This window comes from Paraburkholderia antibiotica, from assembly GCF_012927125.1.
GTDB classification, from domain to species: Bacteria; Pseudomonadota; Gammaproteobacteria; order Burkholderiales; family Burkholderiaceae; genus Paraburkholderia; species Paraburkholderia antibiotica.
In genome coordinates, this window is the sequence record NZ_JABBFZ010000001.1 from 571404 (window position 1) to 592822 (window position 21419).

The window sequence follows — 21419 nt, forward strand, 5'->3', positions numbered from 1 at the left end:
TGCTAGACGCGTGCGGGGAAGGTCAGACGTAAAGGGCCAAAAATGCACAGGAGTTGTCGCGAAACGTTGAAACGGGACTCGCGTGTCGGCGGATTGGGTCTGTGTTATGTCCTATACGCGGCGTTCGGCGCGATGTGACGAAGCGCTGAAAAAAAGGGCGCCAGGGCGTGGTGATAAGCGCTCCCATGCTACGATCACCCACCCGAAACAACCCATAACATCGGAGACACTGGATGCGCCCGGAGAGTGCCATTCGTTTTGACCAGGAGTTCGCGCCTCGTATCGCCGAAGCGATTGCCGCGTATTTTTCCAGCACTGTGCATACCGAAGTATTGCCGCATGGCGCGCGCGGCGAGCCCACACGTGTGCGCATTCACGCGGCGGCGCTCGAACAGCTAGGTCATTACCCGCATCCGTTGAATCTGTATCTGACCTGGGACAGCGACGAAATCGAGCGGCTGATGGGCGAAGAGGGCGGCGCGCGCTTCGCGAGATATCTGGCCGCGCTGCCGCGCAAGCTCAATGCGTGGACCCAGGCGCGCGAACTCGATTTTCTGACGCATACGCAGGGCGATCCGATCGCATTGCTCGGCGGGCTGGACTTCGAGGCATAAGCTTTTGCATCCGTCGCGCATCGTTTGACGCCGGCATGAAACGACGGCCGCTGCGATCACGTTGTGATCTTCTACGCAGCGGCCGTTGCTTTTACGACAGTACTTCAATCAGGCGTACCAGTACGCCTGGCTGCCTGGCAGCTTAACAACCCAGGGCCGGATCGCTCATGCTGCTGTTGCCCGTCTCCACGTGACCGGCGAGGCGTCGCGCGAAGGATGAGTCCGTATCGACGGTGATCGCGAGATCGTACCAGCCGTGCGCGTTGCGCAGATCGAAGTACAGCTTGTCGGTATCGCCGCCGCGCACCGTGTGTCGGATCACATGGTTCGGATCGTACGCATTGACGATCGTGAACTGGCAACGCGCGCTACCGGTATTGTCGAGCCGCAGTTGCAGGTTGCCGTTCGCGACGTCATAACCGTCGGCGACGTCCGGCTGCGCGCTCTCGTTGCCGCGCCATCCGCGATGCGCGACCACCTTGCCCGCAAAGCGGCGCAGGAATCCGTTCGGGCCGTGCACGGTGAAGTCGTAGCTGCCGTCGGCATTGAGCGGCAACGTGTCCGGCAGCCGCTTGCCGGCTTCGACCGTATAGCTGAGCGGGGCGTTGGCGCTGTTCGCCGCGTAGACGAGAAACACCGCGCCGGCGCGGCCGGTGTTGATGAAGCGCATCGTCAGCTTGCCGTTCGAGCCTTCGTTCACGCGCACGAACAGTTCGTACGGCAACGCGCGCGCGGGCCGCACGCCGGCTTCCTGCTTCGGCACGGTTTGCGTGGTAGGCGGTTGGGGCACGTAATCGGGGTGGCGATTCTGATCGGCCGGCGCGTAGCCGCTCGTGCTGGGCAGCGACGGCACCGACGCATTCGGATTCGCGAAGTTGAACGCCGAGGTCAGATCGCCGCACACCGCGCGACGCCATGGCGTGATGTTCGCTTCGCCGAGATTGTGCTGCTGGCCGAAGCGCTTTTCGATGAAGCGGATCACCGACGTATGGTCGAACAGTTCCGAGCACACGTAGCCGCCTTTCGACCACGGCGAAACCACGAGCATCGGCACGCGCGGGCCGAGTCCGTACGGCGCGGCGGCGGTCTTCGCATCGCCCGGATAGATTTCGTGCGTGACGTCGACCGTCGACAGACCATTCGCGCTCGACGCGGCCGCGAACGGCGCGGCGACGTGATCGAAGAAGCCGTCGTTTTCGTCGTAGTTGATCAGCAGCACGGTCTTGCTCCACACCTCGGGATTCGACGTGAGGATCTGCAGCACCTGATCGATGTACCACGCGCCATAATTGGTCGGCCAGTTCGGATGCTCGGAGTACGCTTCCGGCGCGACGATCCACGATACCTGCGGCAGCGTGCCGTTCTGCACGTCGCGCTTGAGGATGTCGAAATAGCCGTCGCCTTTCGCCGCGTTGGTGCCGGTGCGCGCGTTGTCGTACAGCGGATTGCCCGGCTGCGCATTGCGATACTGGTTGAAGTAGAGCAGCGAGTTGTCGCCGTAGTTGCCGATGTACGCGTTTTGCGTCCAGCCCCACGAACCGTTCGCATCGAGCCCGGTGCCGATGTCCTGATAGATCTTCCACGAGATGCCCGCGTTCTGCAGCACTTCCGGATAGGTCGACCAGCCGTAGCCGAGTTCGGAGTTGTCGATCACCGGGCCGCCGCCGCTGCCGTCGTTGCCGACCCAGCCGCTCCACATGTAGTAGCGGTTCGGATCGGTCGGGCCCATCAGCGAGCAGTGGTACGCGTCGCAGATCGTGAACGCGTCGGCGAGCTGGTAGTGGAATGGGATGTCGTCGCGCGTCAGATAGGCCATCGTCGTCGCGCCTTTGGCCGGCACCCACTGATCGTTGCGCCCGCCGTTGCACGCGGCGTGCGTGCTGCCCCAGTCGTGCGCGAGATCCTGCAGGAATTGCAGGCCGAGATTCGGCGCAGTGGGGCGGAACGGCAGCACGTAGCTGGCGCCGGCGGTATCGGTGGTGAGCGGCTGATACCAGACCGGCTGGCCGCTCGCGAGGTTGATCGCGCGCGTGTCGCCGAAACCGCGCACGCCTTTGAGCGTGCCGAAGTAATGGTCGAACGAACGGTTTTCCTGCATCAGCACGACGATGTGCTCGACGTCGCGGATCGTGCCGGTCCGGTTGTTGGCCGGAATCGCGAGCGCGTTGCGGATGCCCGGCGGCAGCATCGACAGTGCGGTGAAGGAACCGGCGGCTTGCGCGGCCGAGCGTAGAAAATCACGGCGATTTTTTGAGGTCATGGTTGTGGCTTTGATCTTCGGTGGAGGAACGGTGATGGAAAGCGGGGACGGCGAAGCGGTACTGCGGGTTGCGCCGACGCGCGGGGACAGGGCCGCCGCGCGTGGCGAGGCACTCAATCCACGGTGTGGATGACGGGCGTGGCGAGCGGCGGCGCCGTCGCGGACAGCGAGGTGCTGGCGTCGGAGGCGGGGGCCGCGGGCGTCTGGATCGTCAGTGTGGGCGACGCCGGATCGGCCGGCGTTGCGCTGTCCGATGCATTGAAGCGGGTGGCCGTCGGATGCTCAGTAGCCCTGAGCGTTGCCGTGTCGGCGGATTGTTCGTCGTTGCCGCATGCGCCGAGCGACGCGCTGAGCGCGATCAGCGCCAGTGCGCTTGCCAAACGTTTGCGCCGCGGCGCATGAAACGGCTTCGACACGTTGGGCATGGCACTGTCTCCGGCACGGGGAAGGGATGCCTTGGCATCGACGTGCCGAGGTCAGCGATGCAGCAGCATAGTCGCCGAACCGTGTAATTTTTATGAAGAATACGTAAGAGACAGGCCGTCGCGTTTATCGCTGCGAGGAGGGGAACGTTGCAATGAACGTCGCGATCGCGTCGTTGAGCGGCGCGGGCGCGTCGCGATGCGGCGAGTGTCCGCACGCGTCGAGCTTGACGAGCCGGGTGTGCGGCACGCGCGCGGCGATCGTGTCGATCTGCGCCATCGTGCCGTAGTTGTCGTCGTGGCCCTGGATCGCGAGCAGCGGGCGTTCGATCGGCGCGAGCGCATCGACGATCGACCACTGCCGGAAGGCAGGATCGAGCCAGATATCGTTCCAGCCATAGAACGCCGAATCGACGTCGGCGTGATAGCGCGCGAGCTTCGCGCGCAGGTCGGTGGTTTCGTAAAGCTGCTTCGTTTGCGCGATGCTTTGCACCGAGATGTCTTCGACGAACACATGCGGCGCGATCACGACCGCGCCCGCCAGCGCGTCGGGGAACAGCGCCGCATACAGCAGCGCGATCGAGCCGCCGTCGCTATGGCCGATCACCCACATGCGCTGGCGTTGCCGCGTGTCGACGTGAAGCGCGTCGAGCAGCGCGGGAAGGATGTCGCGCGCCTGCGCGGTCATGAAGTCGACCGGCCACTTCACCTGCGGTTCGCGCGGTGTGGAGAGGCCGTAGCCGGGCCGCGAATAGACGAGCCCGCGCATGCCGAGCCGCTCGCACAAACTTTGCGGCCAATCGCGCCACATCGCGATCGAGCCGAGACCTTCGTGCAGAAACACTGCGATCGGCCGTTCGTCCTGCTGCGCGCCGGGTTGTTCGCCGCGGTTGTTGGATTCAGCGAGTTCATTCACCCAGCGATACTCGATTCGCAGAGGCCCATGCGAAGCGGTAGCCGGCAATTCGGCGAAGCGGCTCGCAGCGGGTGTGGAAATTCTGGTGGGAATAACAGCGGCAGCAGTAGCAGGGTTCTGCATCGACGAATCACCTTATGACAGTTCGCGCAGCTTGAAGCGTTGTATCTTGCCGGTGGCGGTCTTCGGCAGATCGTCGGTGAAGACGATGTCGCGCGGATACTTGTGCGGCGCGAGCCGGTCCTTGACGAATGCCTTCAGTTCGTCCGCGAGTATCTCAGACGGCGCGAACTCGCGCTTGAGCACGACGAACGCGCGAGTCTTCACGAGCCCGTTACGATCGACGCCGACCACCGCCGCTTCGAGCACCGCCCGGTGCGCGACCAGCACCATCTCCACCTCGACGGGCGACACATACTGGCCGCTCACCTTCAGCATGTCGTCGCTGCGTCCCGCGTACACGTAGCAGCCGTTCACGAGGCGCCGATACTTGTCGCCGCTTTTGATCCATTCCCCGAGAAACGTCGCGCGGGTTTTCTCGCGATTGTTCCAGTACATCAGCGCTGCGCTCGGCCCCTTGATATACAGATCGCCGACTTCGCCATCGGGCACTGGCCGTCCGGCTTCGTCGCGCAACTCGACCTCGTAGCCGGGCACCGGGCGACCGGTGGTGCCGTACTCGACGTCGCCGGGGCGATTCGACAGGAAGATGTGCAGCATTTCGGTGGAGCCGATGCCGTCGAGAATCTCCGCGCCGAAGTGCGCGGTGAAGCGCTCGCCGACATCGCGCGGCAACGCTTCGCCGGCCGACGCGCACACGCGGATCGCGACCTCGGCGCGCGCGGGCAGATTCGGCGACACCAGCATGTTCGCGTACAGCGTCGGCACGCCATAGAACACGGTCGGGCGATGTTGCACGAGACGCGCGAAGATCGCGTCGGCGGTGGGGCGCTCGGCCATCAGGATCGCGGTCGCGCCGACCGATAACGGAAAGGTCAGCGCGTTGCCGAGCCCGTACGCGAAGAACAGCTTCGCCGCCGAAAACACCACATCGCTTTCGACGATGCCGAGCACCGGCTTCGCATACAGCTCGGCGGTCCAGTACAGATTCGCGTGCGTGTGGACGGTGCCTTTCGGCTTGCCGGTCGAGCCCGACGAATAGAGCCAGAAGGCGATGTCGTCGGCGTTGCTCGCGCAGGCTTTGAGCGCGAGCAACGCCGTGTCGACCAGCGTTTCGAAGCGTGGCGCGGCGCTGGAGCCGATCGGTGGTGGTTGAGTCGCCTGTGGTTGCGAGACGATCAACTGGCAGCCATCGGCGTCGATGCTGTTCAGTGCTTCGGTCACGTTGGGTAATAAGGGTTCCGAAACGATCACCGCTCGCGCGTGGCTGTGTGTCAGCATGTACGCGTAGTCGGCGGCGCTCAGTAGCGTATTGGCGACGACCGGCACGATGCCCGCGTACAGCGCGCCGAGAAACGCGACCGGCAGCGACACGGTGTCGAGCATCACCAGCAGCACGCGCTCCTCCGGATGCACGCCGAACGCGCGCAATGCGCTGGCGCAGCGCCGCGCGCGCGTCTCCAGTTCGCCGTAGGTGAGCGTGCCGTGGTCGTCGAGATACGCGAGCTTGTTCGCGCGCGCTTCGTTCAACCGGAACAGATGCGTCGCGAAGTTGAAGAGCGCGGGCGGCGCTGCGACCGACGGCGGCGCGGACTTTTCCAGCAGGGCTTCCATGTGTCTCCTCCATCCGTGGGGCGGTCCGGCGTTGCGGTCTTGCTGTGCGGTCCGGCTATTTTGTGCTCGTGATCCGCGTGATACGTACTGCTCGGGTCGGGTTGGCGCGGGCCGCTCGCCGGCGTTGCATTGCGCGGCATTGCGTGACGTGGAGCCCCCGGTGTTACGCGCGCGTGAATTCGATCGCGCCTTGCGGCAACAGATACAGCACGAGTGCCTGGCCATTCGCGACCGTCGGCCGATGCGCGGAGCCGGGGCCGTACACGCACCAGCCGGCTGGATGGCCGTCGAACGTCGCGCCGTCGGTGAGCGGCATGATCAGATCGATCTCGCCGTGCGGATGGACGTGATGCGGCCCGGCGATGTCCCGCATGTCGACGACGTCGACCGAAAAGCCGTGGGTCTCCGGCAGCGCCTTGAACACGCGGCCGTAGCGAATGCCGGCGGCTTCGCGGTTGCACAGCCAGCCGTCGGCGATGCCGCTGCGGCAGGCGCTGGCGAGTTCCTGGAAAGTGGGGCTGTCGGCGGGCCAGGTGTCGTTCAGCCATGCGGCGAGCGACGCGTCGAGCGGCCGCCCGGCGAGTTGCCCGGTGACGCCGGCGATCAGGCGCTGGAAATTCTGTGGGGACATGCGAGCCTCCAGAAGCGCGCCCACGCGAGCCGGATGGCTCTCGCACCGGAACTTTGGTGCATGCGTGCTGCCGCGCAATCTCCGTGACGCCGCCGGATCAACGCGGCGGCGTATGACTGTTTGTGGTTGGATCCGCTTTTGGCGAAAATTAAACCGTTCACCTGGTGCGTGTCAAGCACTATAGTACATGTACTGACGACCCGAGGCCGCAAAACATGAATCAGAAGTACTCTCCGGCAAAAGAGCTCCCGGCTGCATCGGATGAAGCCGACGACGCGGCCCGTACCGAGCGCACTGAACGCGCCGAGCACGGCGAGCGCGGCGGTGAGGCCGGCAATGAGCGCGCAGGCGAGCGCAACGGCGAACGCGAGGAGCGCGATCCGTTTCTGACCGCGATGGGCGAGCGCGTGCGTCTGCTGCGGGCGCGCCGCGGCATGACGCGCAAGACGCTGGCGGCCGAAACCGGCCTGTCAGAGCGGCATCTCGCGAATCTGGAGTCGGGCGTCGGCAATGCGTCGGTGCTGGTGCTGCGGCAGCTCGCGGCGACGCTGAACTGCTCGCTCGCCGAAGTGATCGGCGACGAAACCACCGCGTCGGCGGAATGGCTGCTGATCCGCGAGCTTTTGCAGGGACGCGACCAGGCGGCGCTGCAACGCGCGCGCGTCGCGCTCGCCGAGATGTTCGCGCAGGCGCCGCGCGACCCGCACCGCAAGGACCGCATTGCGCTGATCGGCTTGCGCGGCGCGGGCAAATCGACGCTCGGGCGCATGCTCGCGCAGGAGCGCAAGGTGCCGTTCGTCGAATTGACGCGGGTGATCGAGCAACTGGCCGGCTGCCCGCCGTCGGAGATTCACTCGCTGTACGGCGCGAGCGCGTACCGGCGCTACGAGCATCGCGCGCTCGAAGCGGTGATTCAGGAGCACGAGCGCGCGGTGATCGCGTCGCCGGGTGGGCTCGTGTCGGAGTCGGGCACCTTCAACGCGCTGCTGTCGCACTGCTTCACCGTGTGGCTGCAGGCGACGCCCGAGGAGCATATGCGCCGCGTCGTCGCGCAAGGCGATTTGCGGCCGATGTCGGGCAACCGCGAGGCGATGGACGACCTCAAACGTATCCTGGCCGGGCGCGCCGAACTGTATGGGCGCGCCGACATGAACTTCGACACCAGCGAGAAAACCCTGGCCGACGCCTACCTGCAATTGCGCGACCGCCTTGCCGCGCGGCTCGCGGCCGAAGCGCCGGATGAGATGCGCGTGAACTGATCGGCGGTGACGGGCGGCATGCCAGGGTTTCCACGTAAAAATGCACTAAAGTGCTTTACGTTGATATGATGATGCAATATTGTTCAAAAAACAGATTCGCATCGTCCAGTCAGGAGACGCCCCATGTCCACCGTACCCAGCGCCGTGACCGAGCTTGCGCCGGTCGACTATCGCACCGACCCGTCGCAGTACAAGCACTGGAAGCTGAGTTTCAACGGACCGGTCGCGACGCTCGGCATCGACATCGCCGAGGACGGCGGCATTCGCGACGGCTACAAGCTGAAGCTCAATTCGTATGACCTCGGCGTCGATATCGAACTGCACGACGCGATCCAGCGGATCCGCTTCGAGCATCCCGAAGTCCGCACGGTGGTGCTGACGAGCCTGAAGGACCGCGTGTTCTGCTCGGGCGCGAACATCTTCATGCTGGGGCTGTCGTCGCATGCGTGGAAGGTCAACTTCTGCAAGTTCACCAACGAAACGCGCAACGGCCTCGAAGATTCGTCGCGCCATTCGGGCCTGAAATTTCTCGCGGCGGTGAACGGCTCATGCGCGGGCGGCGGCTATGAACTCGCGCTCGCCTGCGACGAAATCTATCTGATCGACGATCGTTCTTCTTCGGTATCGCTGCCGGAAGTGCCGCTGCTCGGCGTGCTGCCGGGCACGGGCGGTCTCACGCGCGTGACCGACAAACGCAAGGTGCGCCACGATCGCGCGGATATCTTCTGTACGGTGGTCGAAGGCGTGCGCGGCGAGCGCGCGAAGGCGTGGCGTCTCGTCGATGAAGTCGTGAAGCCGAACCAGTTCGAGCAGGCGATCCAGGCACGCGCGCTCGAGCTCGCCGCGACGAGCGATCGTCCCGCCGATGCAAAAGGCGTCGCGCTCACGCGTATCGAACGCACCGAGCGCGAGGACGGCATCGGCTATCAAACGGTCGACGTGACGATCGATCGCGCGAAACGCGTCGCGACCTTCACCGCGCGCGCGCCGCAAGCCGCGCAGCCGACCGACATCGATGCGATCGTGGCCGCCGGCGCGAACTGGTGGCCGCTGCAATTCGCGCGCGAACTCGACGACGCGATCCTGTCGATGCGAACCAACGCACTCGAGATTGGCACCTGGGTGTTCAGGACCGAAGGCGACGCGCGCCATCTGCTCGCCGCCGACGCGACGCTGCTGCAGCACAGGGACCACTGGTTCGTGCGCGAAACGATCGGCATGCTGCGCCGCACGCTCGCGCGCATCGATGTGTCGTCGCGTTCGCTGTTCGCGCTGATCGAACCCGGCTCGTGTTTCGCGGGCACCTTCGCCGAACTCGCGTTCGCCTGCGATCGCAGCTACATGGCCGCGCTGCCGGACAACGAAGACGAGGAGCCGGCGATCACGCTGTCGGAAGTCAACTTCGGTTTGTATCCGATGGTCACGCATCAGTCGCGGCTCGCGCGGCGCTTCTACGAAGAGGCCGAGCCGCTCGACGCGGTACGCGCGCTGATCGGCCAGCCCGTCAAGGCGCTCGACGCCGAGCGGCTGGGGCTCGTGACCGCGTCGCCGGACGACATCGACTGGGCCGACGAAATCCGCATCGCGCTCGAGGAGCGTGCGGCGATGTCGCCCGATGCACTGACCGGCCTCGAAGCGAATCTGCGCTTCAACGGGCCGGAGACGATGGAGACGCGCATCTTCGGCCGTCTCACCGCCTGGCAGAACTGGATCTTCAACCGGCCGAACGCAGTGGGCGAGAAGGGCGCGCTCAAGGTGTACGGCAAGGGCAGCAAGGCGCAATTCGACGTGTCGCGCGTTTGATCGATACGCGCCGATACGTACCGATGCGCACGAACCCGCGCGTGAGATCCACGCCGAACAGATAACGCCGCCTGCCGATACGCGCCTCTCGCCATCGCAGCTTTCGCACTGGGAACCGACCATGTCCACGATCAACTACAGCGAAAAGATTCCGAACAACGTCAACCTCGCCGACGACCGGGCGCTGCAGCGCGCGCTCGAACAGTGGCAGCCGAATTTTCTGTCGTGGTGGGGCGATATGGGCCCGGAAGGCTCGCACGACTACGACGTGTATCTGCGCACCGCGGTGAGCGTCGATGCGGGCGGCTGGGCGCACTTCGACTACGTGAAGATGCCCGAGTATCGCTGGGGCATTTTTCTCACGCCGGGCGAGCAGGATCGCAAGATCCATTTCGGCGAGCACAAGGGCGAAGCCGCGTGGCAGGACGTGCCAGGCGAGCATCGCGCGAATCTGCGCCGGATCATCGTCACGCAGGGCGACACCGAGCCGGCTTCGGTCGAGCAGCAGCGTCACCTCGGTTTGACCGCGCCGTCGCTGTACGATCTGCGCAACCTGTTTCAGGTGAACGTCGAGGAGGGGCGCCACCTGTGGGCGATGGTCTATCTGCTGCATCGCTACTTCGGCCGCGACGGTCGTGAGGAAGCCGAAGCATTGCTCGGCCGCCGCTCGGGCGACGACGACAACCCGCGCATTCTCGGCGCGTTCAACGAGAAGACGCCGGACTGGCTCGCGTTCTACATGTTCACGTACTTCACCGATCGCGACGGCAAGTTCCAGCTGTCGGCACTCGCCGAGTCGGGCTTCGATCCGCTCGCGCGCACGACGAAGTTCATGCTGACCGAGGAAGCGCATCATATGTTCGTCGGCGAGTCGGGCGTGTCGCGCGTGATCCAGCGCACCGCGCAGGTAATGAACGAACTCGGCACCGCCGATGTCGCGAAGCTCCGCACGGCCGGCGTGATCGATCTGCCGACCATCCAGCGCTATCTGAACTTCCACTACTCGGTGACGATCGACCTGTTCGGCGCCGATCATTCGTCGAATGCGGCGACTTTCTATAGCTCGGGCCTGAAGGGCCGTTACGAGGAAGGCAAGCGCGATGACGATCATCGGCTGAACGAGCACGGCTACAAGCTGCTCGACGTGCAGGACGGCAAGCTCGTCGAGCGCGAGGTGCCGATGCTGAATGCGATGAACGAAGTGCTGCGCGACGATTACATCAAGGATTCGGTGGCGGGTGTCGGCCGCTGGAACAAGGTGCTCGAAAAAGCCGGCATCGATTTCCGCATGACGGTGCCGCACAAGGCGTTCAACCGGCAGATCGGCACCTTCGCGGGCACGCGCGTGTCGCCCGACGGCCGCGTGATCGACGAGGCCGAATGGGCCGCCAACGAAGCGAAGTGGCTCGCCACGCCGGAAGATCGCGCATTCGTCGCGTCGCTGATGGGGCGCGTCGCCGAGCCGGGCAAGTTCGCGAACTGGATCGCGCCGCCGGCGATGGGCGTGAACCGTCAGCCGGTCGATTTCGAATACGTGCGCTTTAACTGAAGTCGTTGTAGCGAGGGGGCGCGCCGCGCGCGCGTCGTGTTACCAGGCGGAGGAAGTCATGAACGGCCCAGTGTCGATCGAAGTTCTGCGGCAGCATCTGATCGATCCGGAGATCTGCATTCGCTGCAACACCTGCGAAGAGACATGCCCGATCGACGCGATCACGCACGACGACAACAACTACGTGGTCAAGGCGGACGTCTGCAACGGCTGCATGGCGTGCGTGCCGCCGTGCCCGACCGGCGCGATCGACAACTGGCGCAGCGTGCTGAAGGCCGACGCGTATTCGATCGACGAGCAGTTCACGTGGGACGTGCTGCCCGAGCAGAACACGATGGCGGTGCCGGCCGTGGACGAAGCGGCAGCCGCGTTGGCCGACGGCAGCGACGAGGCGGACGGCATCGAGGTCGACACGGTGCGCGGCGCGGTCGTGCCGCCGTGGTCGGCCGCGAAACCGTACGTGAATCTGTACACGCACAAGACGCCGACCACCGCGACCGTGGTCGGCAACTATCGCCTCACGGATGCGGCGACCTCCAGCGACATCCATCACATCGTGCTCGATTTCGGCGCGATGCCGTTTCCGGTGCTCGAAGGGCAGTCGATCGGCATTCTGCCGCCGGGCGCGAGTGCCGACGGCCGCGCGCATCATGCGCGTCAATACTCGGTGGCGAGCCCGCGCGACGGCGAGCGTCCCGGTTATAACAATGTATCGCTGACGGTCAAACGCGTGTCGCAGCAGCATGGCGACGCGATCGACGGCGTCTGCTCGAACTATCTGTGCAACCTGAAGAAGGGCGACGTCGTCAACGTGATCGGACCGTTCGGCAGCACCTTCCTGATGCCGAATCATCCGAACTCGCATCTGTTGATGATCTGCACGGGCACCGGCTCCGCGCCGATGCGCGCGATGACCGAGTACCGCCGTCGCAAGCGCCTGAAAGGCGCGACCGGCAAGCTGATGCTGTTCTTCGGCGCGCGTACCCAGCAGGAGCTGCCGTATTTCGGACCGCTGACGAATCTGCCGAAGGATTTCATCGACACCACCTTGGCGTTTTCGCGCACACAGGGTCAGCCGAAGCGCTACGTGCAGGACGCGATGCGCGAGCGCGGAGCGGACGTCGCGAACCTGCTAAAGGATGACAACACCTACATCTACGTATGCGGTCTGAAAGGCATGGAGGATGGCGTGCTGCAGGCGTTGAAGGAGATCGCCGAACAGCAGCAACTCGATTGGGAAGCGTTGTGGGCGAAGCTCAAGCGTGAAGGGCGGTTGCATCTGGAGACGTATTGATGCGGCGACTGAGAGGAATTAAGGCAGGGCATTAAAGCGGTGCTTTGGCTCGGTGCCTCCAATCGGCACATCGGATCGGCATATCGGCTCATCGGCGCATTCACGCGCAGCGCTTTGAAAAATTCGGACGGTTTGCTACAGTCGGCCCACGCTGCCCGTCGTGCCGGCCCGGGTAGCCGAGCGCAGCAGCTCGCCCCCGACGCAGCCACCCAGACGGAGCCGTCCGATGAAGCCGATTCGTTCACTCGCGATGATCGCGCTGTTGCAAGGCGTGCTCGCGCTTCCGGCGAACGCGGGCGATCTCGCGCAGATCAAGGCCTCCGGCGTATTGCGGATCGGCACGGAAGGCACCTACCCGCCATTCACCTATCACGACGACGCGGGCAAGCTGACCGGCTTCGACGTCGAACTCGCGAGCGCGATCGCGCAGCGTCTGGGCGTCAAACCGCAATTCATCGAAGGCAGATGGGAAGGGCTGATAGCCGGCCTCGACATCGACCGCTACGACGCGGTGATCAACGAGGTCGCGATCACCGACGAGCGCCGCGTCAAATACGATTATTCGAATCCGTACATCACGTCGCACGCGGTGCTGATCGTCGCGTCGGACAACACGAAGATCCGCTCCTTCGACGATCTGAAGGGCCGAAAATCCGCCAATACGCTGACCAGCAACGTTGGCAGAATCGCGGCCGCGCACGGCGCGCAGGTGATTCCGGCACAGAGCTTCGACGACTCGATCGATCTGGTCACGTCGGGCCGCGTCGATGCGACCGTCAACGATTCGCTGTCGTTTCTCGACTACCGACGGCGCGTGCCCGACGCGAAAATCAAGGTCGTCGCGGTCGATGCGTCGACCGATAACAGCGACAAATCCGCCGTGCTGATCCGCAAGGGCTGCCCGAAGCTGCGGATGTCGATCAACGACGCGCTGGCGGACCTGAGAAAAGACGGCACCTATCAGCGGATTTCGCTGAAGTACTTCGGGCGCGACGTGTTTCAGTGAATGCGCGGCGGGCGCAGGCGCCCGCCGCTACCGCGGATAAATGACCAATAAAAAAGAGGGGGCGTGAAAACGCCCCCTCTTTGCTGTCGGCACGCCGGCTACGCAGCCCGGCGTGTCGTCGATCTCAACGCCAAACTCACACCGTCGCGTCGCTCAGCGCGGCTTCGAAGAAATTGGCCTGAGCATCCGCGGACACTCGCGCATAAGCACGATTGACGCCGCTGATCACCGCGCGGATCGACGCGGTCACGAGATTCGCATCGACACCGACGCCGAACGCGCTGCCCGACACGTCCGCGCCGGCCATTTCGGCGATCGCGATCGCGCGTGCATCCGCGCCTTGCGTGAGTGCGCGTTCTTCGTAGTGCTGGATTCGCACGGGCACGTCGAACGCGTGCATCAGCGCGTCGAGCGGGCCGTTGCCGGCGCCGTTCAGCACGCGCGGCGTGCCGTTGATTTCGACGTTGAGCTTGATGTGCTCGCGGCCGTCACGCTCGGACAGGCTGTGGCTGATGTAGCGGATCGGTTCGGCCGTGCGCACGTATTCCTGCTGGAACAGTTCCCAGATCTGCGTGGGCGTGACTTCCTGGCCGCTGTCGTCGGTGAAGCGTTGCACCGCCGAGCTGAAATCGACCTGCAGACGGCGCGGCAACACGACGCCGTAGCTCTGCTCGAGCAGATACGCGATGCCGCCCTTGCCGGACTGGCTGTTCACGCGAATCACGGAGTCGTAGGTGCGGCCGAGGTCGCTCGGATCGATCGGCATGTACGGCACTTCCCAGACCGCGTCCGGCTTCTGCGCGGCGAGGCCCTTCTTGATCGCGTCCTGATGCGAGCCCGAGAACGCGGTGAAGACCAGATCGCCGACATACGGATGACGCGGATGCACCGGCAATTGCGTGCATTCCTCGGCCGTGCGCGCGACTTCGTTGATGTTCGAGAAATCGAGTTCGGGGTCGACGCCCTGCGTGTACAGATTCAACGCGAGTGTGACGAGGTCGACGTTGCCGGTGCGCTCGCCGTTGCCGAACAGGCAGCCTTCGACGCGGTCCGCGCCCGCCATCACCGCGAGTTCGGCGGCGGCGACGGCCGTGCCGCGGTCGTTATGCGGATGCACGGAGACGATCAGCGAATCGCGGCGCTTGAGGTTGCGATGCATCCATTCGATCTGGTCCGCGTAGACATTCGGCGTCGCCATTTCGACGGTGGCCGGCAGATTGACGATGGCCTTGTGTTCGGGCGTCGGTTGCCAGATGTCGAACACCGCGTCGCAGACTTCCTTCGCGAATTCGAGTTCGGTGCCGCTGAACACTTCCGGGCTGTATTGCAGCGTGAAGTGCGTTTCCGACTGCGCGTCGGCGAAGCGCTTCACCGTGCGTGCCGCCTTCTGCGCGAGTTCGACCACGCCGTTCTGGTCGAGGCAGAACACGATCTTGCGGAAGTCCGGCGCGGTCGCGTTGTACACGTGGACGATCGCGCGCGGGACGCCGCGCAACGATTCGAAGGTGCGCTCGATCAGATCGTCGCGCGCCTGCGTGAGCACTTCGATCGTCACGTCGTCGGGAATATGGCCACCCTCGATCAGCTCGCGCACGAAGTCGAAATCGGTCTGCGATGCCGACGGAAACCCGACTTCGATTTCCTTGAAACCGATCTGCACCAGCGTCTTGAACATGCGCATCTTGCGCTCGGCGTTCATCGGCTCGAACAGCGCCTGGTTGCCGTCGCGCAGGTCGGTGCTCATCCAGATCGGCGCGCGCGTGATGGTGCGCGACGGCCACTGGCGATCCGTCAAATTGATCGGCTTGAACGAGCGGTATTTGGTAGCAGGGTTTTTCAACATTTTCATCATCCGAGGGTGAGACCGTGAAGGGTGTCGACCGGACGACGAAACGCGATACTGGGCCGCCGGTCGGAAACCGGGGCTGGGTCAGTTACTGGGGATTCGAGCGGTGCTTCGGTGGATCAGAGAGAAGCGAACGCGCGCAACAGACCTAGCCCGGTAGAGCGGGCTAGTAGTAGCGATAGGGTGGTCTGGGCGCGGTACATAGTGCGCAATGGGAACATATTATTAACAATGCGTCAAGGGGCGCGATGGGGCGGGGCGATGCGGACCGGCCCCGGGATAGGCATGCTGCGTGCGTGGATGATGTCGAAAGGCGCTTGTGCTGGGCCCGCGGGCGGATAGGAGTGCGAGGACGCAGCGGGCAATTCACTGTGCAGGAGGTGGAAATGAAAAGGGTAGCGAAGATGGTGGGCGTCGCGTGCAACTGCGCGTGTGCGGTCTTGGTTGGCGGGTTCATCGGGCACGCGGACGCGCAGGGACTCAGTCCGCAGAACGACGTGAACGCGCCGCAGAACAGTACGCGTTTGATGCCGGAGGCGGCGCGCGGCAGCGAGTATCCGACGCATGGCAACCAGCAGGCGGGCGAGCTGAATCTGAATCCGGTCGATCCGCGCGCGCAACTGGTCAACGGTTTGCCGAACAACGCGAGCGCGGGCGGCTATGGCGCGCCGCTGGCGGGTGTGCGCACGGAGGTGCGGCCGCAGTCACCGGCGAATTGAGCGCGGTGAGACTGGCTCCCTCGGCGCCCGCGTCGTGCTTCGACGAGCGCCGTGCCGCTCACCCGCCGAACAGCATCCGCAGCGTGTCGTTGTTCACGATCACCGATACCCCGATCGCGAGCAGGATCAGCGGCAGCAACGCGGAGCCGTAGCGCCGGAGCGGCGCGCCGAGCAGCGGGTGGTCGACGAACCACACGGCGCCCGCGCACCACAGTCCGATCATCACGACGAACACCAGCGAAACGAGCACGTTTTCGGCCGGCGTGTGAGTCGCATAGAGCGGCACGTAGACGGCGAGATTGTCCGAGCCGTTGGCGATCGCGACGCCCGCGACGGTCCAGGCCGACGACGCGTGGCGTGGGGTGTAGCACGCGGCCGGTCGCGGTGTCGTGTGGGTGTCGTCGTGATCGTCATTGACGGCGGTGCGCGCTTTGTTCTCCAGCGTTTTGCTCTCCACGTCGCGGTGACCGAAGCGCTCCCACGCCTTGTGCAGGCCGACGGCGATCGGCAGAAAACCGAGCAGGCCGACATAGCCGACGGGCAGATGCGTAAGCAGCGACGCGAGCGCGAGCGCCGCCGCCATCAGCGCCAGCGAGCCCGCGTACTGTCCCGCGATCACGCGTCGGCGCGCCGCGCCCGTTTCGGTCAGGAACGCGAGCAGCACGAACAGATTGTCGATATTGGTCGCCGCGTAGGCGGCGATGGCGATCAGGACGAGGCTGAACATGAAGGGGAAGGGCATCGATACAGGGGAAAAGCGTCGGTGCGCGCGCGCTCGCCCGACACGATGCCGACGCGCCCGGCGAAGGTCAAGCGGTGGGTGGTCGCGACGCCGGTCGACAGAGCCGTAAGCTACAATGGCCGACGCCAAGAACCACGGAACATCGATGAAGATCCGGATCCTCTCTATCGTTTGTGTCGCGAGCGCCGCCGGGCTGCTCCCGGCCTGCACGATCGCCAACCGCAACTCCGGCGCATGCGAGCAACTGATGCGCAGCAAGCTGGCCGAAACGTCGTCGGATACGCTGCGGGTCACCCATCGCGGCGCCGCGATTCGCGGCTCGCGCGTGGTGGTCGAGGGATCGATCGAGCATGTGGTGAGCGCGTCCGACGTGGCCGCTTCCGCCGCGGTTGTGGCGTCCGCGCCGGTGGCGGCGTCGGCTGCGCTGGTAGCGTCTGAACCGCGCGCGTCGTCCGCGCCGCTTGCCGCGTCGGCGGCGCAGGCGGCATCGGAGGTCAAGGTCGCGGCCAAGCCTGCCGCGCCGAAGAGGATCAACACGCCGGCCGCCGCCGAGTGCACGTTCCACGGCGAGGAACTCGACGTATTCCGCTGGCTCGCGCCGGCAAAGCTCGCGACGCCGGTAGTGGCAACTGGCGACGCGGGTTGAGGCGCAGAACGTGCGGGACCAGCGTGCAGGTTGAACGTGCCGGTCAGCGCGCAAGTTGAACCCGCACGTTGCGCCCATGCCGCGATGAGCGCGTCGGATCAAGCCGGCTGACGCCAGCCAGATCAGACTCTCTTCCCGAACACCAGCTCTCGCGAGGCTAATGGCGACTTCCTAATAACGACTTCCGGATGGGTGACCGGAAATCGCATCCAATTCAGCCTGAACCAAAGCCCGAAGCGGAACACTTCCGCTTCTCGCGCTTTCCCGCCAGCCTCGCCATCAACACCTCAGAACGCGTAATACGGCCCGACCCCCGCCGACGTATTGCGCTCCGCAATCGCCGTGTACACGCGTTTGCCGTAGAAGAACGGCAGCCCCCAGCCAAATCCCTGACTCGAATTGCCGGCGAGGTTGTTGAACGCATTGTTCGCCGACGCGAACATCGTGTTCGAATTGCCTACCCCGAACGACACCGTGCTCGATACGCCATCGACGCCCGTGATCGACGCGTTCGCCGTCTGCGTCGCGCTCGGGCAGTACCAGAAGCCGCACATCGGGAACTGGGTCGAGTGAAAGAAGAGGCCGTTCGAGCCGCTGTCGAGATAGCTCAGCGCATAGGTCTGGCCGCCCGAGCTGGTCGTCACATAGCCGGTCGCCGAGTTCGCCTTGATCACGTTTGAGCCGCTCAGCGTGTTGTTCGCCTGGGTGCCGATGCCGAAGATCAGCGAGCCCGCCACGCCGACCGCGCCGCCATCGGCGACGGCGGGCAGATCGATGACGACGCCGTTGTTGTCGGTCGCGAAGCGGCTGACCGGGTTGGTGACCTGCTGCGCGATCGGCTGCGCGCTCGCGGTGCAGCTGCCGCTCGTCGTGCAACTGTAGTACCAGCGCGGCAGCGCCAGGTTCGAGCAGCCGCTGCCGCAGTCGACCGGGAACAGCCCCACGCCGAGGATGCCGTTCGAATGCAGGCTCGCGACCGTCATCAGCGGCGCGCCGGCGTTCGCGCAGTCGGTTGGCGCGGCGGGCAGTGCCGGGTCGGCGATCACCTGAACCGGAATCGACGACGCCAGCTGGCCGGCCATGCGCACGTCCGCGTTACGGATCGAGCCCCATGCGTAGCCGCTGCCGAACACCGCGCATTCGGCGCTCACGCCACCGCCCGATGCGTTCGACGTGACCGACGCCAGCGACAGGTTCGACGGCAGCGCGGACGCGAGGATGCGCAGGCCGTTCGAGCCGGTGTCGACCTGAATGTCGTCGATCGTCGCGCAGTTGCTGGTGCCGGCCTGGCAGATAGTGACGCTCGTCGTCAGCATGTTGCGGGTCATGCCGGGCGACACGCCGACCGCAATCGGCTGCACGTTCGCGACGTTCGATTGCGGCACGCCGGTGCTTTGACTCGTGTTGGACGCACTCGTCGAGTTGGTGTTGTTCGACGACGTCGTCGACGGCGTCGAGCCGCTGCCGGAGGAGCTCGACGAATCGCCACCGCCGCCCCCTCCGCCGCAAGCGGCGAGGGTCGCGCAGGCGACGAAGAGCAGGGCGTGTAGCGCGCGGGAAGAGTGAAGCGTGTTGAAAATGGGCAAGCGGCGAGCGGAGTTCATGGCGTGGGCGGTCCGTCGAAGGACTGAAAGGGGCGCGGAGAAAGCGTGGGGCGCACGTGAGGCACGCGTTGCCGACGCCCGCGTTACTGGATGTCGTCGGACGTGATGCCGGCTGGCAGCGCCGCCGGCAACCACGCACGGCCGACATAGCCACGCATCGGACCACCCGACTCGACGATCACGTCGGAACCCGCGATGCGCGACGCGTGCAGATTGCCGCTGCCCGCGGCCGCCGCGGCCCCGCTCCTGTACGACTCCGCGTATTTGCCGAGCAACGCGTGCAGGTCCGGCATCGTCGGGCCTTGCCATGCGTAGGCGACGATCAGACCGGTGCTGGTCGCGTATTCGTTGATGGTCGTATTGCCGGCGTCGGTCCACGTGCGCTCGCGCAGCGCGCCGTTGAGCACCATGCGCGGCGCGCTTGCTCCCGCCACCGCCTGAGCCGGCATCGTGCCGCCCAGTTCCGCGTGCGCGCTCACACTCGCGCAGCACGCGGCCATCGCGAGCGCGCACGCGATCGCTGACTGACTGAAACAGGACCTGGACATTTCGATATTCCTCGTAGAACACCCGGGTTTTATTGAGATAACGGATTTAACGTTTCCCCGGTTTTTTTTGATTCTTCTCGTGCCGTGTCGAACCCGAGTCGCATTTCATCTCAAAAATAAATCTCAAAAATAAAATGCATGCCGCCTGAAAATCCTTGCCAGGCAGGCGTCTGGCTAAATCACAAATGTCGTCTATATGTCAATTGGAAAAATATTAATCTTGTGTTAAATCTAGCTCATAAAAAGAAAAATGGAATGAGCGAAAGCAGGTTTTTTGATGTAGTCGATTCGTCGACATAATTTGGCCGTCGTATCTCAATATCGATGTTCTGCTTCTACTCTCGGGTCCACTACGCGTTTGTCGGCATCGCGCGGCCCAATCTTTAGCGCGGGCAACCCTCAGTTTTTGCACACGTTTCGCCGGGACCGGTAAAATCTCGGGTTGATCCACGGAAACTTGCCGTGGCGTAGCGGAAGGATTCCCCGAACATGACTGATCTTCGTCTCACCAAGCGGTTTGCAGTAATGCTGATGGCAGGCGGGCTGGTCGCCGGCTGCGGCACCTCGTCGCCAAACAAAATCGACTACAAGAGCGACTCCCGCTCGAGGCAGGTATCGCTTGCCGTCCCGCCGAACATGATCGACGAGACGGCCGATCAGCGTTCGCTGCCGCCGCAGGGCGGCGAAACCTCGTTGTCCGCGTTGAAGCAGGTACAGGCGCAGGCGCCGTCGTCGGGTAACGCGCAGGCCGTCGTACCGGCGGTTCAGGGCATGCACATCCAGCGCGACGGCACCGAAAGCTGGCTCGTGATCGACAACAAGTCGCCCGACCAGGCGTGGCCGCAAATTCGCCGCTTCTGGCAGGAGCAGGGTTTCCTGCTCGTCGTCGACCAGCGCGACAAGGGCGTGATGGAAACCGACTGGAACGAAACCCATGCGCAGATCAACGACGGCCTGATCCGCAACACGCTGTCGAAGGCGATGGGCAACAGCTACGTGACGTCGGAGCGCAACAAATTCCGCACACGTCTGGAGAAGGCGCCGAGCGGCGGCACCTACGTGTTCGTGAGCCAGAAGGGCATGCGCGAAGCGATCACCGGCACCAACAACGATTCGAGCCAGTGGCAGCCGAAGCCGAACGATCCGGCGCTCGAGCAGGAATACCTGAAGCGTCTGATGGCATCGCTCGCGCTGGCCGATTCCCGCGCGCAGTCGGGCGGCTCGCAAAACGAGGAACTGTCGCCGGCCGGCGCGCAGGTTGCGCCGAACGCGGCGACCGCCGGCGCGAAGTCGGCGGCTGCGGCCACCGCGGCGCAGAACGTCGCGCTCGCGGCCCAGCAGCCGATGCCGGACGCGGATGCGGCCGGCACCTCGGCGCAGCTGTCGTCGACCGAGCTGACGCTTGGCGAGCCGTATGACCGTGCATGGCTGCGCGTGGGCCTCGCGCTCGACCGCAGCAACTTCACCGTCGACGATCGCGACGCGACCCATGGCCTGTACTTCGTGCGCTACGTCGATCCGAAGGACATGACGTCGGCCGAGCAGGGCTTCTGGAGCCAGGTCTTCCACGGCAAGAAGGAGAAGGTCGCCAAACAGTACCGCGTGAACGTGCGCGCGGTGACGCCGAATCAGACCCGCGTCGCGGTGGTTGACGACAAGGGGCAGATCGACGAAAGCCCGCAGGCGAAGCAGATCATGAGCCTGATGGCTTATCAGTTGCACTGACAGTGCACTGACGTGAGGGCCTGACGGCCCGCGCTGGAAGTTCACAAAAACCGCCCGGTCGAGCCGGGCGGTTTTTTTTCGTCTGCGCGTTTTGCGCCCGA

Annotated in this window: 18 protein-coding genes; 9 read left to right on the plus strand and 9 right to left on the minus strand. The window is 64.7% G+C overall.

Translation table 11 applies throughout. From position 1 onward, the window contains the following. The first annotated feature begins 233 nt into the window (after positions 1-233). Positions 234-614: a DUF5594 family protein gene (locus HHL14_RS02605; RefSeq protein WP_169496000.1), complete on the plus strand. Its 381-nt coding sequence runs from the start codon at positions 234-236 to the stop codon at positions 612-614. Positions 615-756: 142 nt separating this feature from the next. On the opposite strand, the gene HHL14_RS02610 is transcribed toward HHL14_RS02605, so the two are convergent. The 5 genes from HHL14_RS02610 to HHL14_RS02630 form a co-directional block, all read right to left on the minus strand. Next, the gene (locus HHL14_RS02610; protein WP_169496001.1) at positions 757-2874 is read right to left on the minus strand and encodes a phosphocholine-specific phospholipase C; all 2118 of its coding nucleotides are present in this window, start codon (positions 2872-2874) and stop codon (positions 757-759) included. Positions 2875-2987: 113 nt separating this feature from the next. After that, positions 2988-3299 carry a hypothetical protein gene (locus tag HHL14_RS02615; protein ID WP_169496002.1) on the minus strand — a complete coding sequence of 104 codons (312 nt, stop codon included), beginning with the start codon at positions 3297-3299 and terminating at the stop codon, positions 2988-2990. Positions 3300-3423: 124 nt separating this feature from the next. Next, the gene (locus tag HHL14_RS02620) at positions 3424-4335 is read right to left on the minus strand and encodes an alpha/beta fold hydrolase (protein ID WP_169496003.1); all 912 of its coding nucleotides are present in this window, start codon (positions 4333-4335) and stop codon (positions 3424-3426) included. Between the two features lie 12 nt (positions 4336-4347). Beyond that, the gene (locus HHL14_RS02625) at positions 4348-5946 is read right to left on the minus strand and encodes a benzoate-CoA ligase family protein (protein ID WP_169496004.1); all 1599 of its coding nucleotides are present in this window, start codon (positions 5944-5946) and stop codon (positions 4348-4350) included. A 163-nt stretch (positions 5947-6109) separates the two neighbouring features. Further along, the gene (locus HHL14_RS02630; RefSeq protein ID WP_169496005.1) at positions 6110-6577 is read right to left on the minus strand and encodes a DUF4863 family protein; all 468 of its coding nucleotides are present in this window, start codon (positions 6575-6577) and stop codon (positions 6110-6112) included. A 215-nt stretch (positions 6578-6792) separates the two neighbouring features. Between HHL14_RS02630 and HHL14_RS02635 the strand changes: the two genes are divergently transcribed. From HHL14_RS02635 to HHL14_RS02655, 5 genes are all read left to right on the plus strand, one after another. Further along, on the plus strand, positions 6793-7836 hold the full coding sequence (locus HHL14_RS02635) for a helix-turn-helix transcriptional regulator (RefSeq protein WP_169496006.1): 1044 nt from the start codon (positions 6793-6795) through the stop codon (positions 7834-7836). A 123-nt stretch (positions 7837-7959) separates the two neighbouring features. Continuing rightward, the gene (gene boxC / locus HHL14_RS02640; protein ID WP_169496007.1) at positions 7960-9639 is read left to right on the plus strand and encodes a 2,3-epoxybenzoyl-CoA dihydrolase; all 1680 of its coding nucleotides are present in this window, start codon (positions 7960-7962) and stop codon (positions 9637-9639) included. 121 nt (positions 9640-9760) lie between these two features. After that, the gene (boxB, locus tag HHL14_RS02645; protein ID WP_169496008.1) at positions 9761-11188 is read left to right on the plus strand and encodes a benzoyl-CoA 2,3-epoxidase subunit BoxB; all 1428 of its coding nucleotides are present in this window, start codon (positions 9761-9763) and stop codon (positions 11186-11188) included. 58 nt (positions 11189-11246) lie between these two features. Beyond that, positions 11247-12482, plus strand: coding sequence for a benzoyl-CoA 2,3-epoxidase subunit BoxA (gene boxA / locus HHL14_RS02650; protein ID WP_169496009.1), 1236 nt, complete (start codon positions 11247-11249; stop codon positions 12480-12482). Between the two features lie 226 nt (positions 12483-12708). Beyond that, complete coding sequence (locus tag HHL14_RS02655; RefSeq protein WP_169496010.1) at positions 12709-13488, plus strand: amino acid ABC transporter substrate-binding protein; 780 nt, start codon at positions 12709-12711, stop codon at positions 13486-13488. A 136-nt stretch (positions 13489-13624) separates the two neighbouring features. On the opposite strand, the gene leuA is transcribed toward HHL14_RS02655, so the two are convergent. Further along, positions 13625-15331 (minus strand): 2-isopropylmalate synthase, encoded by a 1707-nt coding sequence (gene leuA / locus HHL14_RS02660; RefSeq protein WP_169496011.1) that lies wholly within the window; start codon positions 15329-15331, stop codon positions 13625-13627. Positions 15332-15720: 389 nt separating this feature from the next. Here leuA and HHL14_RS02665 point away from each other — a divergent pair, with 389 nt between their 5' ends. Then, positions 15721-16053 carry a hypothetical protein gene (locus HHL14_RS02665; protein ID WP_169496012.1) on the plus strand — a complete coding sequence of 111 codons (333 nt, stop codon included), beginning with the start codon at positions 15721-15723 and terminating at the stop codon, positions 16051-16053. Positions 16054-16111: 58 nt separating this feature from the next. On the opposite strand, the gene HHL14_RS02670 is transcribed toward HHL14_RS02665, so the two are convergent. Beyond that, on the minus strand, positions 16112-16780 hold the full coding sequence (locus HHL14_RS02670; protein WP_169496013.1) for a cadmium resistance transporter: 669 nt from the start codon (positions 16778-16780) through the stop codon (positions 16112-16114). Between the two features lie 160 nt (positions 16781-16940). Here HHL14_RS02670 and HHL14_RS02675 point away from each other — a divergent pair, with 160 nt between their 5' ends. Next, on the plus strand, positions 16941-17441 hold the full coding sequence (locus HHL14_RS02675; RefSeq protein ID WP_169496014.1) for a hypothetical protein: 501 nt from the start codon (positions 16941-16943) through the stop codon (positions 17439-17441). A gap of 287 nt (positions 17442-17728) precedes the next feature. Here HHL14_RS02675 and HHL14_RS02680 read toward each other — a convergent pair whose 3' ends face one another. Then, positions 17729-19045 (minus strand): DUF3443 domain-containing protein, encoded by a 1317-nt coding sequence (locus HHL14_RS02680; protein WP_169496015.1) that lies wholly within the window; start codon positions 19043-19045, stop codon positions 17729-17731. Between the two features lie 83 nt (positions 19046-19128). Then, positions 19129-19593, minus strand: coding sequence for a DUF2844 domain-containing protein (locus HHL14_RS02685; RefSeq protein WP_169496016.1), 465 nt, complete (start codon positions 19591-19593; stop codon positions 19129-19131). 489 nt (positions 19594-20082) lie between these two features. Here HHL14_RS02685 and bamC point away from each other — a divergent pair, with 489 nt between their 5' ends. Next, on the plus strand, positions 20083-21318 hold the full coding sequence (gene bamC, locus HHL14_RS02690) for an outer membrane protein assembly factor BamC (RefSeq protein WP_169496017.1): 1236 nt from the start codon (positions 20083-20085) through the stop codon (positions 21316-21318). The last annotated feature ends 101 nt before the right edge of the window (positions 21319-21419 follow it).

Coding starts and splice junctions, on each gene's coding strand:
- HHL14_RS02625 (WP_169496004.1), bottom strand. CDS start 5,946: ATGGAAGCCCTGCTGGAAAAGTCCGCGCCGCCGTCGGTCGCAGCGCCG.
- HHL14_RS02615 (WP_169496002.1), bottom strand. CDS start 3,299: ATGCCCAACGTGTCGAAGCCGTTTCATGCGCCGCGGCGCAAACGTTTG.
- HHL14_RS02620 (WP_169496003.1), bottom strand. CDS start 4,335: ATGCAGAACCCTGCTACTGCTGCCGCTGTTATTCCCACCAGAATTTCC.
- boxC (WP_169496007.1), top strand. CDS start 7,960: ATGTCCACCGTACCCAGCGCCGTGACCGAGCTTGCGCCGGTCGACTAT.
- HHL14_RS02685 (WP_169496016.1), bottom strand. CDS start 19,593: ATGTCCAGGTCCTGTTTCAGTCAGTCAGCGATCGCGTGCGCGCTCGCG.
- bamC (WP_169496017.1), top strand. CDS start 20,083: ATGACTGATCTTCGTCTCACCAAGCGGTTTGCAGTAATGCTGATGGCA.
- HHL14_RS02665 (WP_169496012.1), top strand. CDS start 15,721: ATGAAAAGGGTAGCGAAGATGGTGGGCGTCGCGTGCAACTGCGCGTGT.
- HHL14_RS02670 (WP_169496013.1), bottom strand. CDS start 16,780: ATGTTCAGCCTCGTCCTGATCGCCATCGCCGCCTACGCGGCGACCAAT.
- HHL14_RS02675 (WP_169496014.1), top strand. CDS start 16,941: ATGAAGATCCGGATCCTCTCTATCGTTTGTGTCGCGAGCGCCGCCGGG.
- HHL14_RS02610 (WP_169496001.1), bottom strand. CDS start 2,874: ATGACCTCAAAAAATCGCCGTGATTTTCTACGCTCGGCCGCGCAAGCC.
- HHL14_RS02655 (WP_169496010.1), top strand. CDS start 12,709: ATGAAGCCGATTCGTTCACTCGCGATGATCGCGCTGTTGCAAGGCGTG.
- HHL14_RS02635 (WP_169496006.1), top strand. CDS start 6,793: ATGAATCAGAAGTACTCTCCGGCAAAAGAGCTCCCGGCTGCATCGGAT.
- HHL14_RS02680 (WP_169496015.1), bottom strand. CDS start 19,045: ATGAACTCCGCTCGCCGCTTGCCCATTTTCAACACGCTTCACTCTTCC.
- leuA (WP_169496011.1), bottom strand. CDS start 15,331: ATGTTGAAAAACCCTGCTACCAAATACCGCTCGTTCAAGCCGATCAAT.
- HHL14_RS02630 (WP_169496005.1), bottom strand. CDS start 6,577: ATGTCCCCACAGAATTTCCAGCGCCTGATCGCCGGCGTCACCGGGCAA.
- HHL14_RS02605 (WP_169496000.1), top strand. CDS start 234: ATGCGCCCGGAGAGTGCCATTCGTTTTGACCAGGAGTTCGCGCCTCGT.
- boxB (WP_169496008.1), top strand. CDS start 9,761: ATGTCCACGATCAACTACAGCGAAAAGATTCCGAACAACGTCAACCTC.
- boxA (WP_169496009.1), top strand. CDS start 11,247: ATGAACGGCCCAGTGTCGATCGAAGTTCTGCGGCAGCATCTGATCGAT.